This window comes from Stenotrophomonas sp. WHRI 8082 (genome assembly GCF_040223995.2).
GTDB lineage: Bacteria > Pseudomonadota > Gammaproteobacteria > Xanthomonadales > Xanthomonadaceae > Stenotrophomonas.
The window spans coordinates 3,293,707-3,307,858 of record NZ_CP167826.1; the positions used below are offsets into that span (position 1 = coordinate 3,293,707).

9 protein-coding genes are annotated in these 14,152 nt (G+C 68.8%); 2 read left to right on the plus strand and 7 right to left on the minus strand.

Translation table 11 applies throughout. The annotated features are described in order from the left end of the window. Positions 1 to 27: 27 nt before the first annotated feature. Genes pdeM through ABRP17_RS14330 form a run of 4 tightly spaced genes read right to left on the minus strand, consistent with a single transcriptional unit; the run spans position 28 to position 5,720 of the window. Positions 28 to 678, minus strand: coding sequence for a ligase-associated DNA damage response endonuclease PdeM (gene pdeM / locus ABRP17_RS14315; RefSeq protein WP_349986643.1), 651 nt, complete (start codon positions 676 to 678; stop codon positions 28 to 30). After that, complete coding sequence (locus ABRP17_RS14320; protein WP_349986642.1) at positions 668 to 3,124, minus strand: ligase-associated DNA damage response DEXH box helicase; 2,457 nt, start codon at positions 3,122 to 3,124, stop codon at positions 668 to 670. The genes pdeM and ABRP17_RS14320 overlap by 11 nt, the downstream gene beginning before the upstream one ends. After that, complete coding sequence (locus ABRP17_RS14325) at positions 3,121 to 4,725, minus strand: ATP-dependent DNA ligase (RefSeq protein WP_349986640.1); 1,605 nt, start codon at positions 4,723 to 4,725, stop codon at positions 3,121 to 3,123. Before ABRP17_RS14325 ends, ABRP17_RS14320 begins: the two co-directional genes overlap by 4 nt. Continuing rightward, positions 4,722 to 5,720, minus strand: a complete 999-nt coding sequence (locus ABRP17_RS14330; protein ID WP_188326607.1) for a ligase-associated DNA damage response exonuclease — start codon at positions 5,718 to 5,720, stop codon at positions 4,722 to 4,724. Before ABRP17_RS14330 ends, ABRP17_RS14325 begins: the two co-directional genes overlap by 4 nt. Before the next feature lie 110 nt (positions 5,721 to 5,830). Between ABRP17_RS14330 and ABRP17_RS14335 the strand changes: the two genes are divergently transcribed. Next, a complete protein-coding gene (locus ABRP17_RS14335) occupies positions 5,831 to 7,456 on the plus strand; it encodes an acyl-CoA dehydrogenase family protein (protein WP_349986639.1) in 1,626 nt (541 codons plus the stop codon). 62 nt (positions 7,457 to 7,518) lie between these two features. Here the strand turns inward: ABRP17_RS14335 and ABRP17_RS14340 are convergent, their stop codons facing one another. The 3 genes from ABRP17_RS14340 to ABRP17_RS14350 form a co-directional block, all read right to left on the minus strand. Beyond that, on the minus strand, positions 7,519 to 7,923 hold the full coding sequence (locus ABRP17_RS14340) for a hypothetical protein (RefSeq protein ID WP_188326609.1): 405 nt from the start codon (positions 7,921 to 7,923) through the stop codon (positions 7,519 to 7,521). 1,493 nt (positions 7,924 to 9,416) lie between these two features. After that, positions 9,417 to 9,758, minus strand: a complete 342-nt coding sequence (locus tag ABRP17_RS14345; RefSeq protein ID WP_188326610.1) for a hypothetical protein — start codon at positions 9,756 to 9,758, stop codon at positions 9,417 to 9,419. Between the two features lie 124 nt (positions 9,759 to 9,882). Further along, positions 9,883 to 11,058 (minus strand): acetyl-CoA C-acyltransferase, encoded by a 1,176-nt coding sequence (locus ABRP17_RS14350; protein WP_349985179.1) that lies wholly within the window; start codon positions 11,056 to 11,058, stop codon positions 9,883 to 9,885. A 184-nt stretch (positions 11,059 to 11,242) separates the two neighbouring features. Here ABRP17_RS14350 and ABRP17_RS14355 point away from each other — a divergent pair, with 184 nt between their 5' ends. Next, positions 11,243 to 14,131: a S8 family serine peptidase gene (locus tag ABRP17_RS14355; protein WP_349985178.1), complete on the plus strand. Its 2,889-nt coding sequence runs from the start codon at positions 11,243 to 11,245 to the stop codon at positions 14,129 to 14,131. Positions 14,132 to 14,152 lie beyond the last annotated feature (21 nt).

Genomic DNA, 14,152 nt, shown 5'->3' on the forward strand with positions numbered 1-14,152 from the left:
GGGGTCCCACTCTGGGCGCAGGACACGCTAAACGCGCTTTGGCAGCAGAAACACCGCCCCATCACCACAGGCCGCCATCTGCTCGCCCGTCTGCAGGCGCGGCACCACGCCGGCGGTGAAGGCCGAGAAGGCAGGCAGGACTGTCATTTGCCGACGCAGCCAGAAAGCCGGCAGTCGTCGCGGAAGGCCGGGCAGGGCAGCCTGCGGGTGCAGGTGGCCTGCAATGACATGCGCGCCGTCCTCGGCCGGTTCCGGCTCATGCCGCAGCACGAAAGGCCCAAGCATCGCCTGGCGCTCATGCACGTCCACTGCCAGCGTCGCCTTGGACAGGGCGCGATCGTGATTGCCACGCACCACATGGACCTGCAGGCCGGGCTGCTGCTCGCGCCAGCCCAGCCACTGCGCATGCCATGGGGCGCGATGCACCGGGCCGTGCAGCACGTCCCCCAGGATCCAAAGCTGATTGCAGTCGGTGCGCTCTACCAACTGCTGCAGACGCTGCAGGTCGCTGTGCGTGCCGCCCACCGGCAAGGCAATGCCGGCGCGGCGGAAGATGTCCGCCTTGCCCAGGTGCAGGTCGGCGATCAGCACCGCGCCGCGCTGGGGAAGCCACAGCGCACGCTCGCCCACCAGCACTGCCTCTTCGTCCCCCAGGTGCACGCGTACGTCATCGTCCATGCCGCTTCTCCAGTTGCTGCGACGCACGCAGCACCCGCGTGCGCCAGTCTTCGTTGCTCAGCTGGCCGCGCAGGCGCTCGGCCCACAGCGGGAAGCCCAGTGGCGTGAGTGAGGTCGGCGCACGCAGGCACAGGGCCCGTGCACCCAGCCGCTGCAACGTCGCGTGCAGTCCGTCGATGTCCAGGCTGTCATGCAGCACTTCGTGCTCGGCCAACTGCAGCAGCATGTGATCGGGATCGTGCTCGCGCAGCACGTCATACAGCAGGCCTGACGATGCCTGCAGTTGGCGCAGCGAACGCGGCATGCCACCGGGCAGGCTGGGTACCAGCAGGCCGGCGACGCGGGCAATGCCGCGGAACTGGCGGCGTGCCAGTTCGCCCAGGTTGACCGCCGCGCGCAGGTCATCCAGCAGGGCGTCGGCGGACAGCAGGGCGCGCCACTGCAGTTCGTCGAGCGCCTGCGGCAGCGCCGGGGCCAGCACCAGGCCATGGTCGTTCACCGCGTAGCCGATGCTGTTGCGCTGCAGCCGCGTGCAGCGCAATGCCAGCAGGGCCGCCAGGGCCTCGTGCACATGGCGGCCGGCAAAGGGATACAGGAACAGGTACTGGCCCTCGCGCCGACGCACGTCTTCGATCAGCACATGGGCCGGCGACGGACGCGCCGACAGCCGCTCCTGCAGGCCCAGCAGCGGGTGCAGCCACTGCGACTCGGGGCTGTCGTCGGCGCCGCCGAGCACGGCCTCCAGTTCGCGCCCCAGCGATGGGGACAGCGCCAACTGGCCACCCTGCCAGCGCGGTACCGCCCCCTCGCCGCCACGGGCAAGGCGCACATAGGCGGTCATGTCCTGCAGCTTCACCAGTTCCAGCAGCCGGCCCGCGAACTGGAAGCGGTCGCCGCGGCGCAGGCGGCTGGCGAACTGTTCCTCCACTGCGCCCAACCCGCCGCCGCGCATGAACTGCACGCGTACGCTGCCGTCACTGCTGATGGTGCCGATCGACAGCCGATGGCGCAGCGCCTGGCGGCGGTCATGCACGCGGTACTGGCCATCGTCGTCGCGCACCACCTTGTGGAAGTCAGGGTACTGCGACAACGCGCGACCGCCCTGCACGATGAACTCGAGTACGGCCTGCCAGTGCGCATCGGTGACCTTGGCGAAGGCATGGGTGCGGCGCACCTGCGCCAACAGCGCGTCGGCCTCGAAGCCGCCGGCCAGGGCGCGGCTGATGCAGTGTTGCGCCAGCACGTCCAGCGACAACTGCAACGGCCGCCGCGCTTCCACCACGCCGTCGTCCAGCGCGCGGCGGACGGCGGCATATTCGGCAAGCTCCAATGCGTGGCTGGGAATGCACACGATCTCGCCACTGGCGCCGGGGCGGTGGCGGGCGCGACCGGCGCGTTGCCGCAAGCGCGCCACGCCCTTCGGGCTGCCCAGTTGCAGCACCTGGTCGACTTCGGGAAAGTCCACGCCCAGGTCAAGGCTGGAGGTGGCCACCACGCAGCGCAGCGTGCCGTTACGCAGGCCATCTTCCACCTGCTGGCGCAGGGCCGGGTCCAGCGAGCCGTGGTGCAGGGCCAGGGTGTGCAGGTCTTCCGGCCACACGGCGGCCAATGCCTGATGCCACAGCTCGGCCTGCGCGCGGGTGTTGGTGAACAGCAGGCTGCTGCGTGCAGCCATCACCGTCTGCAGCACGCGCGGCAGCTGGCGCAGCCCGAGATGGCCGGCCCAGGGAAAGCGTTCGCCGGGCTCGGGCAGCAGGCTGCGCACGCGCACCGGGCGCGGCCGCGCGCCTTCCACGCTCAGTGCATCGTGACGATCAGGCAGCAGCACCGCACGGGCCTGATCAAGGTTGCCGAGGGTGGCCGACAGCCCCCAAAGCTGCACTGCGGGAGCGGCATCGCGCAGCAGTGCCAGGTTGAGCTGCAGCAGCACACCGCGTTTGCTGCCCAGCAGCTCGTGCCATTCGTCGACGACGATGCAGCGCAGCTGGCGCATGCGGGCCAGCGTATCGGGGTAGCTCAGCAACAGCGCCAGCGATTCCGGCGTGGTCACCAGCACGTCCAGCCGTCCTTCGCGCGCCAGGCGTTTGTCACGGCTGCTGGCGTCGCCGCTGCGCAGGCCCACCTGCCAGTCGAGGCCGATGGCCTTCAGCGGCTCCTGGAGCGCGCGTGCGGTGTCGGTGGCCAGCGCGCGCAGGGGCGTCACCCACAGCACCTGCAACGGCCGTACGGCGCTGCGACGGGCCGGTGTGGGCAATGGATCCAGCAGGGCCTGCAACAGCGGTCCGCCGAACATCGCCAGCGTCTTGCCGCTGCCGGTGGGCGTGTGCAGCAGGCCGGAGGCACCGCCCAGGTAGTGCCGCCACATCGTGCGCTGGAACGGCAGCGGGCGCCATCCACGTTCGCTGAAGAATCCCGTCAAACGGGCCAGCGCCTCGCTTCGGGTCATCGAGCGAGGGCCTGCAGCTGTGCCAGCTGGTCGGCTTCGCTGGCCGGCTTGTCGTGGCGCCAGCGCAGGATGCGCGGGAAGCGCACGGCGATGCCGGACTTGTGCCGCTTGCTGATGTTCACTGCCTCAAAGCCCAGTTCGAACACTTGTTCGGCGCGGACGCTGCGCACTGGCCCGAAGCGTTCGCGGGTGTTGGCCCGTATCCAGCGGTCGAGGGCGAGGATTTCCTTGTCGTCCAGGCCGGAGTAGGCCTTGGCCACCGGTACCAGTTCTTCGCCGTGCCAGACGCCAAAGGTGTAATCGGTGTACAGCGTGCTGCGCCGGCCATGGCCGGCCTGTGCATACAGCAGCACCGCATCGATGGTCAGCGGGTCGACCTTCCATTTCCACCAGTCACCGCGTCGGCGCCCGGCCTGATACACCGAGTCGCGCCGTTTCAGCATCAGGCCTTCCACGCCGCGCACGCGGGCCTCTTCGCGCAGCGTGGCCGCCTGCTGCCAGTCGTCGGCCTGCACCTGCGGGGACAGCTGGATGCGCGGGTCGGCCAAGCGCTCCAGCAGCGCGGCCAGACGCTCGCGTCGCTGCTGCAGGGGTACGCCGCGCAGGTCTTCGCCATCCTGTTCCAGCAGGTCATAGGCCAGCACCCGCACGGGCGTGCTGCGCAGGGTGGCCGGCCCCGGTTTGCGCCGCTGGATACGGGTCTGCAGGGCGGTGAAAGCGCGCGGCAGGTCGTCGTCGGCGTCCCACGCCAACAGTTCGCCATCGATCACGCAGCCATCAGGCAGGGCGGCGGCGGCCTGTTCTATCTCCGGGAAGCGCCCGTCCAGCCGTTCTTCGCCGCGCGACCACAGGGCGACTTCGCCTTTGCGGCGCAGCAACTGCAGGCGGATGCCATCCCATTTCCATTCCAGCACCCAGTCCTGCACCGGGCCCAGCGTCTGCGCCTCGGCTTCCAGCGGCGAGGCCAGGTAGAACGGATAGGGCTGCTGCCGATCCAAGGGCAGTTCTTCGTGCGTCAGCAGGGTGCCCAGCAGATCCGGTGAGGGCACCCACTCACCCAGCATGCGCTGGGCGATGCGCGCGATATCCAGCCCCGACAGTTCCGCCAGGGCCTGTTGCACCAGGCGCTGCGAAACACCGACCCGCAGCGCCCCGGTCAGCAGTTTGTTGAAGACCAGTCGCTGCGGTGCCGGCAGCGACTGCCAGCCGAGTTCGACGGCCGCGCGGCGCACGCTTTCATCCCTGTTCGCCACGGCGAGCAGGTGGCCTTCGATCCACTCCACCAGCGAGCGGTCCGCCGCGGCCTGCGCGGGCTCATCGATCAGCAGGGTAAGTGTCTCGGCAAGATCACCCACCTGTTCGTAGCTGTCCTCCACCAGCCAGGCGGGCAGGCCAGTGGCTTCGACCAACCACGCGCGCAGTTCGCCACTGGCGGCGATCTTCCTGCGTGCACCGCCCACCTTGCCGCCGCTGAGCAGGTACAGCGCCCAGGCCGCATCGTGTGGCGGGGCGGAACGGAAGTAGTCGACCAGCGCGGCGCGCTTGTCGCCGGTCGCGGTGCTGCGGTCAAGGCGCTGGTAGAGCGCGGCGAAGGCCTTCATTCTTCGCTCCCGTAATCGGTACGGAAGGCCTCGGCAGCAGTGCCGTTCTCGCGCAGGTAACGGATCAGCGCATCGGTGTTGCCATGGGTGGCGATGATGCGCGACGCGCCGGTCTGCGCGATGGTCTGCAGCAGCGCCGGCCAATCGGCGTGGTCGGACACCACGAAGCCGCGGTCGACGTTACGGCGGCGCCGGTTGCCACGCAGGTGCATCCAGCCAGAGGCGAAGGCCAATTGATGGCGACCGAAACGCCGCACCCACGGCGTGCCGGCCGCCGACGGCGGTGCCAGTACCAGGCGACCCGCGGAGTCCGGCTGGCGTCCCTGTTCGGCGACGGCTTCGGTGGCCAGCATCGGGATGCCGGCCTGCCGATAGACCTGCACGCCGTTGTCGATGGCGCCGTGCAACCAGGCAGGCTGATCGTCGAGTGGCAGCAGTTCGCCCAGTATGCGTTGCGCCTTGCCCAGCGAGTAACAGAGCAGGATCGCCGCCTCGCCGCGCTCACCGCATTCGCGGCGCCACGCCACGATGTCGGCGGCCACCTCGGTGGTATCGGGCCAGCGGTAGATCGGCGAGGCGAAGGTCGCTTCGGTGATGAAGGTATCGCAGGGCACGACCTCGAAGGGGTCGCAGGTGGGATCGGGCTGCCGCTTGTAGTCGCCCGAGGCCACCCAGACCTGCTCGCCATCATCGATGCGCACCTGGGCCGAGCCCAGCACGTGGCCGGCCGAATGCAGCGACACCTCGACCGCGCCCATGCGGAAGGGCACGCCCCAGCCGTGGGTGTGGATGCGGACATCACCCAGTCGCCAGCGCAGGATCGCCGCGCTGGACAGGCTGCAGAAGTACTCGCCCATGCCGCCCCGGGCGTGGTCGCCATGGCCGTGGGTAATCACCGCGCGCGGCACCGGCCGCCATGGGTCGATGTGGAAGTCGCCAGCGGGGCAATACAGTCCTTCGGGCCGCAGTACCACCAGATCGTCGCGTCTGCTCATGCCCGCACTGTGCCGATGCATTCGTGCAGGAGGTGAGAATCCGCCTGAACAGCAGGGGCCACGGCAGTGCGGCAGAATCGTGCTTTGCTGCTGCCAAGGAGGCCTCCGCCATGCGCACCGATCCTGCCGCGTTCCAGACCCACGGGGTTCAGAACCAGCCCCCGCCCTTTGCCGGGCGGCACCTGTGGTCGGACGACGCGGCACTGGTGGAGGCGGTGGATCGTGCCGGCGCGTCGTCGTTCGTGCCGCGGCTGGCGGCGTACGGCGTGTTGGCCGGTGACACGCTGTATCGGTTGGGCTTCGAAGCGAATCGTGACCGGCCACGGCTGCGCACCCACGATGCACAGGGCCATCGCATCGATACCGTCGAGTTCACGCCGGCCTACCATCAGTTGCTGCAACTGGGAAAGGAACATGGCGTTGCTGGCCTGTCCTGGCATGAGCCACAGCCGGGGGCGCACGTGGCGCGCGCGGCCTTGAGCTATCTGCACCACCAGGCAGAGGCCGGCACCAGCTGCCCCTTGACCATGACCCACGCGGCGGTCGCCGTACTTGCCGACCACCCGGTGCTGTCCGACTGGGCGCGCAAGGCGGCCGCGCCGGTGTACGACCCGCGCGATGTGCCGGTGGCCGACAAAGCCGGCATCACGCTGGGCATGGGCATGACGGAGAAGCAGGGCGGCTCGGACGTACGTGCCAACCAGACCCATGCCGAGCCCTGCGCGGATGGCAGCTATCGGCTCGTCGGGCATAAATGGTTTTTCTCTGCGCCGATGTCCGATGGCTTCCTGGTACTCGCGCAGGCACCGGCGGGCCTGACCTGCCTGCTGATGCCGCGGCGGCTTGCCGATGGCGATCGCAATGCGTTCCAGTTGATGCGGTTGAAAGACAAGCTGGGTGACTGGGCGAACGCATCCAGCGAAGTGGAGTTCACCGGCGCCCAGGCGTGGCGGGTGGGCGAAGAAGGGCGCGGTGTCGCGACCATCATCCACATGGTGATGATGACCCGCCTGGACTGCATGCTCGGGGCGGCGGCGGAGATGCGCATGGCGCTGGCCCAGGCCCTGCACCACGCGCGCCATCGCCGCACCTTCGGTGAGCGCCTGTGCGACCACCCGCTGATGGCCAACGTGCTGGCCGATCTGGCGCTGGAGTCCGAGGCCGCTACGGCGTTGGCCCTGCACGTCGCCGCGGCGGTGGATGCTGCATCGCGCGATCCGCAGCGCGCGCTGATGGCCCGGGTGGGCACGGCACTGGGCAAGTACTGGGTCTGCAAGCGCGCCGCAGTGTTCGTCAACGAGGCGCAGGAATGCCTGGGCGGGGCAGGCTACGTGGAAGAGTCGATGCTGCCCCGGCTGTACCGGCAGGCGCCGCTCAACTCGATATGGGAAGGCAGCGGCAACATCCAATGCCTGGACCTGTTGCGTACGCTGCAGCGTGAGCCGCAGGCGCGCCAAGCCCTGTACGACGAACTGCTGTCCGCCACGGGCCTGGACAGCCACTTCGACGAGGCGCTCTCACGCTGCTGGCACGATGTGCCGGTCGCACCGGTCATGGCACGCCTGCATTGCGAGCGGCTTGCGCTGCTGTTGCAGGCTGCGATCCTGCTGCGCGCGGGTAGTCCGTTCGCGGCGGCCTTCGTGCGCAGCCGTCTATGCGCGCAGCACGGCCTGGCGTTCGGTACCTTGCCCGCCGATCTCGATTTCGGCGCGATGTTGGCGCGCGCGCTGCCCTGAGCGGTGGCATGAAAAAGGCGCCGGATGCCTCCGGCGCCTGCCACGTGGAAGAGCTGCGTGATTCAGTGCTTGCCGTGGTCGGCGGTGTCCTTGGCATCGTCGGCGACATCGCGTGCTTTGTCGGCCACGTTCTGCGCGGCCGTGGCGGTCGCTTCGCTGGCATGGGCGGCAGCATCCTTGGCGGCGACCTTGGCTTCTGCTGCTGCATTGGCCGTGGCATCCGCCGCGCGGTCCAGCGCCTGCTGGGTATCTGCAGCGGCCGTCGCCGAGGCAGCGGAGGCATCATCGGCGGCGTTGCGGGTAGCGGCAGCGGCGCGGTCAACGGCATCGCGCGCGGCCACGCCGGCGCTGTCGGCGGCCTGTGCGGCGTCCTGGCGGGCCTGCTCGGCTTCCGGACCCTTGCAGGCAGCAAGGCCGAAGACGAGGGAAGCGGCCAGCAGGGAGGTGGTGAGGGTGCGGATGGTCATGGCGCGCTCCAGGTCAGGGTTTCAGTGAGCGCCAGCCTATTCATGTGAGGGTCGATGGCGGGTGAAGTCTGTTTGCGCGTGCGCGCGGCTTGAAGGCAAGGGCAAGGGCAAGAGCAGCGGCAACGGCACGAGCAACGGCAACGGCTGCAGGGCCGCGTGATGGCGGGGCGGGGTGGGGTGGCGGGGGACGGCAGAAGCCGCTCCTGCGTGCCTTGTTTCGCGCCATCCATGGCGCTCAACACCCCCGCAAACCCACCCCGCCCCACCTTCGACAGGTCCATGGCGGCCCTCGAATCGGTAGCGCCGACCCATGGTCGGCGGATTCGTGGGGAATGGGGTTTGATGGTTTCCGCCGACCATGGGTCGGCGCTACCGCTTTTCTTCTTTTTTCATACGCGGCGGGCGGCCACGGACCCTGTCAGGGGGCCGGGCGGTGGGGCAGGGCGGGGGCGTTGAGCGCAGGGGCTCCCTCCACCCGACGGGTCAACGACGCCTGCGGTCGCGCCGAGCCGTGCTCGGCGGAATGTTTCCGCCAACGGCCCGCTGCGCTCGCCGACCATGGGTCGGCGCTACCGCTTTTTTTTTTTTCCATGCGCGGCGGGCGGCCACGGAACCTGTCAGGGGGCCGGGCGGTGGGGCGGGGCGGGGGCGTTGGGTGCCATGGATGGCGGGTCCACGTCATCGCATTCGCGCTGCCGCTCCCACGCTTTGCTTCGCAAACCGTGGGCCCCGTCTCACCGGCACCCACACCCCGCCGCTTCGCGGCCGCCCCTGACTCAGGGGCTCCCTCCACCCGACGGGTCAACGACGCCTGCGGTAGCGCCGAGCCGTGCTCGGCGAAATGTTTCCGCCAACGGCCCGCTGCGCTCGCCGACCATGGGTCGGCGCTACCGCTTTTATTTTTTTTCCATGCGCGGCGGGCGGCCACGGAACCTGTCAGGGGGTCGGGCGGTGGGGCGGGGGCGTTGAGTGCCATGGATGGCGGGTCCACGTCATCGCATTCGCGCTGCCGCTCCCACGCTTTGCTTCGCAAACCGCGGGCCCCGTCTCACCAGCACCCACACCCCGCCGCTTCGCGGCCGCCCCTGACTCAGGGGCTCCCTCCACCCGACGGGTCAACGACGCCTGCGGTAGCGCCGAGCCGTGCTCGGCGGAATGTTTCCGCCAACGGCCCGCTGCGCTCGCCGACCATGGGTCGGCGCTACCGCTTTTTCCTTTTTTTCATACGCGGCGGGCGGCCACGGAACCTGTCAGGGGCCGGGCGGTGGGGCTGGGCGGGGGCGTTGAGTGCCATGGATGGCACGAAACGAGGCACGCATGGACGCAGTTTTTGCCGTCCCCCGACCAGCCCCGCCGCCCGGCCTATCCCACGTACTGCTTCACCGCAGACAGCCGCGAGGGGGTCTCACCCGTTCGACCACCCGAACGACGGGCAAAGAAAAAGCCGCTGGCGAACCAGCGGCTTCTTCAGAACAGCGTGAAGAAAGAAGTTATTACTTCTTGGCTTCTTCAGCAGCGTCCTTGGCCTGCTCGGCGGTGCCTTCGGCAGCCTTGGCAGCGTCGGCAGCGGCGTCAGCAGCAGCGTCGGTGGCAGCGCCAGCAGCCTGACCAGCAGCGTCGGCCGAAGCGTCAGCAGCGGTAGCGGCGGTGTCAGCAGCCTGCTGAGCAGCGTCAGCGGTCTGCGAGCCAGCAGCAGCAGCCTGGTCAGCAGCGGCCTGCGCTTCGGTGGCAGCTTCGTTGGCCGAAGCGGCGGCGTCCTGGGCAGCTTCCTGCTTCGAGCAGGCAGCCAGGGCCAGGGCCAGGGACATAGCAACCAGCAGCTTGTTGATGCTCATTTGGTGAATCCTCGTCGTCGTTAGATAGGCAACGCGCAGTTGCGCGCCGTCAACATGATGACAAGCCAAGATTGGCTGTCAAGCGATCCCGCATTCAGTTTTGCGAAACGGGCGTTAAACTCAATCAAATCAATTCGATGGCAATGGCCGTTGCTTCGCCACCGCCGATGCACAGCGTAGCGATGCCGCGCTTGCCACCGCGGCTGCGCAATGCGTGCACCAAGGTGACCACCAGTCGCGCGCCCGAGGCACCGATGGGATGGCCCAGTGCGCAGGCGCCGCCGTTGACGTTCAACTTGTCGTGGGCGATGCCCAGTTCACGCATCGGCGCCATCGCCACCACGGCGAACGCTTCGTTGATTTCGAACAGGTCCACATCCTCCAGCGCCCAGCCGGCTTTTTCAAGCAGCGTATGGATCGCACCGATCGGCGCGGTGGTGAACCACTCCGGCTCCTGCGAGTGGGTAGCGTGGGCGACGATGCGCGCCAGCGGCTGCAGGCCGCGCGCCTTGGCATCGTCTTCCGACAGCAGCACGACCGCAGCCGCACCGTCGGAGATGCTGGACGAGCTGGCGGCCGTGACCGTCCCGTCCTTCTTGAACGCCGGACGCAGGGTCGGGATCTTGCCGATGTCGGCGCGTGTCGGCTGTTCGTCGAGGGAAACCTCGACGTCGCCCTTGCGGGTGGTGACCTTCACCGCGACGATCTCGTCAGCGAATGCGCCGTTGGCCTGCGCGGCCTGCGCGCGCTTTACCGACTCGATCGCGTAGGCGTCCTGTTCTTCGCGGGTGAACTGGTACTTGTCCACCGCACATTCGGCGAACTCCCCCATCGCCTTGCCGTCGTAGGCGTTGACCAGACCATCGTGGGCCATGTGGTCGACAGCCTGGAAGTTGCCGAAGCGGTTGCCGGTGCGCGAATTGGGCAGCAGGTGCGGCGCATTGGTCATCGATTCCATGCCACCGGCCACCACGATGCGGGCCGAGCCGGCCTTGATCAGATCGTGCCCCAGCATGATCGCCTTCATGCCCGAACCGCAGACTTTGTTGAGCGTGGTGGCGCCGGTGGACAGCGGCAGTCCGCCGGCGATGGCCGCCTGGCGGGCAGGGGCCTGGCCCAGGTTGGCCGGCAGCACGCAGCCCATGATGACTTCAGAAACATCCGCAGCAGGGACACCGGACTGTTCCAGCGCGGCGGCGATGGCCGCTGCGCCGAGGGTCGGGGTGGGCACGCCGGTGAACTGGCCGAGGAAGGAACCGATGGCGGTGCGCTTGGCGGCGGCGATGACGATGTTGGACATGGCAATCTCGTTGTTGCGTGAGCAAATTCGGAAAAGGAGACGCGAGGCGTTGGATAGCGACGCAAATCCCGGCAGACTGCGTGGGGGACGCCCAGTATAGGCGGTGCCCCTGACCGCTGCTGTCCACGCAGGCTCACACGCAGCGGCGACGGCACTACTCGACACCATCGACGGGGATGCAGGGATGACGCACGTTCACGAGTCGTATCGCGGGGCCATCCGGTCCGCACTGGCCGTTGCACTGGTGGCTGCATTGACGGCATGTGGCGGAGGTGGCGGGGGCGGCAATGTCCGCGTGGATCCCCCTGTGCCGCCGCCGGTGACACCCCCTGTCACGCCGCCGCCGACCACGCCGCCGCCGGTGACGCCGGATCCACCGCCGCCGCCGCAACCCACCCTGCAAGGCCACCTGACGGCGGTGAATGCGCTCGGTACCGGCTTGACCGGCCAGGGCGTACGCATCGGCGTTGTCGACTCCGGGGTCAATCGCAGCCATCCCGCGCTGGCGGGACGTGTCGCGGCCAGTTACAGCTACGTCGACCCACGGGCCAACGACCTGACGCGTGACGATGTGGTCGGGCACGGCACCACCGTCGCCATGCTGGCCGCCGGTGGCTCTTACGCCGGTGCGCAGGTGGGCGTGGCGCCCGGCGCCGAGGTGGTGTCGGCACGGATCATCGCCGACACGCGGCCGGTGGATGATGGGTCCGGCTCCGGTAACCAGGTTGACGGCCCGATCGGCTTGGCCGGTGTTCACCGCGACCTGATCGCGGCCGGTGTGAAAGTGATGAACAACTCCTGGGGCGGCCTGTACTGGACCAGCCCCGCGACCACCGCGCAGATCGCCGACGAGTACCGGTCCTTCATCATCGGCCACGATGGGCTGGTGGTGTTCGCCACCGGCAACGACGGCAGGAACACCCCCTCCAACATGGCGGCCCTGCCCAGCCGCCCCGGCAGCGGCGGCACGTTGCCCGCTGCGGACCTGGCACGCGGCTGGCTGGCAGTGACCGCCGTCGACACGGTGAATCCGACCGAGCTGGCGAACTACGCCAATGCGTGCGGCGAGGCGGCCAGCTACTGCCTGGCCGCGCCTGGCACGGCGGTGTATCCGGATCCGCAGGCGACCACGCAGGCCGCTACGTTTTATTACGGCTGGGGCACGTCGTATGCCGCCCCCCTGGTCTCCGGCGCAGCTGCATTGGTGTGGCAGCGTTTTCCTTATTTCAGCAATGACCTGGTCCGGCAGACTCTGCTCGGCACTGCCACCGATCTCGGCGCGGCCGGCGTCGATCCGGTGTTCGGCAATGGGCTGCTCAACGTCGGCAAGGCGGTGGACGGGCCCGGCCGCCTCGACTGGGGCGACGTCACCGTCAACGTCAACCAGCTCGGACTGGATTCGGTGTGGCGCAACGATATGAGTGGCACGGGTGGCCTGATCAAACAGGGCGCAGGCGCGCTGGGTCTGGCGGGACGCAACACCTATTCGGGCAGCACGCGCATCGAGCAGGGCACGCTGGCCCTGCGGGAAGGCTCCTCGATCAGCTCCAGCGTCAGCATCCTGCCGCAGTCCGGCAATGTCAGTGGCGCGGGGCTGCAGTTCATGAACGGCAGTACCCGGGTGATCGGCAACGTGGACAACGGGGCCAGCGTGATCCTGACCAGTGCGAACGCCGACGCCACGATCGAGGGCAATTACGTGCAGCGTGACGGGGCGCAGTTGATGGTGGCGCTGGGCGTGAATCCACTGCAGGTGACCGGCACGGCCACGCTGCAGGGCGGGGGGGTGATGGTCAACGGCGTCATCGCCGGCTACGTCCCGGCCGATGGCAGCCGGCAGGCGCTGCTGCGCGCACAGGGGGGATTGTCCGGGCAGTTCAATACGGCCGCGAGTGGGCAGAACGGGGTTTCGCTTCTGGAATCGCGCTACGGCTATGACAGCACGTCGGCATGGCTGGAGCTGACGCGGGTGAGCGTGGTGGCGGCCGCAGGCGCGGCGTCATTGGACGCGCAGGCGATGGCTTCCGCGCAGCGGGTGGAGCGGGCTTTTGAACAGCTTGATGGTAATGGCGCTGCGCAGGCCACTGCGTTTGCCGGTGCGGCTGCCGACCTGCAGCGCGTGAACGGCGGCGCTGGCGGGCTGGCGCAGAGCCTGGACAGCCTGTCCGGCAAGGCGCACGCGGTGGCGGCCCAGGCGACGTTCGACAGCATCGACATGAGCCGGCGCGCGATCGCCAGCCGCTTCGGCCAAGTGCAGGCCGCGCCTGCGGTGCGCGGTGCGTGGCAGAGCGCGTTGGGTGAAGCGGGGCAGGGCCACTTCGCCGGCAACGCGACGCAGAGTGATGGCTGGATGGTCGGCCAGGAAACGGCGCTGGCCGGCAACGGTGTACTGGGCGTGGCCTTCGGCGAAATACGCACTGCGGCCGGTGGCACGGACAACGGCGGCACCGGGCGTGATCGGCAGGCGCAGGGGCAGCTCTACGCAGGATGGACGGCGGGACGCGGCTATGCCCTGGCGCAACTGGGGGTCGGCCAGTTCCAGCGGCAGGTGGATCGGCAGCTGTTGCTGGGCAGTACGGCGTTGGCGGCGGGTGCGCGCTACGGCGGCCGTTTCGGCAGCGCGAGCGTCGAATCTGGCCTGCGGTTTGGCACCGCGCGTGCTGCGCTGACCCCTTATCTTGCGGCAAGCGTGGTGCAGGTCCGCTCGGACGGTTTCAGCGAGCAGGGCGGTCTGGGCTTCGGCCTGCGCACGCAGGACAATACGGCCCGTCGCAGCCTGGCGATGCTGGGCCTGCGAGCCGAACGCCAGTGGCATGCATGGACGTTGCGCGGTTATACCGAATGGCAGCAGGAATTGTCCCGCGATGGATTCGATCCGCAGGCCAGCTTCACCGGCATTGATGCGTTCGCGCCGTTGACGGCGGGTGGCTTGCCGCGCGCATCCGGGCTGGCAGGCATTGGGCTGGAAACCTGGCTGAGTCGCCAAGGGCGGCTGACCTTTGGGTATGACCAGCGCTTTGGCGGCGGTTTGGATGTATCGCAGGTGGCCATGCGCTACGCCGCCGGGTTCTGATTGGCAGCGGGCGGGTAGAGC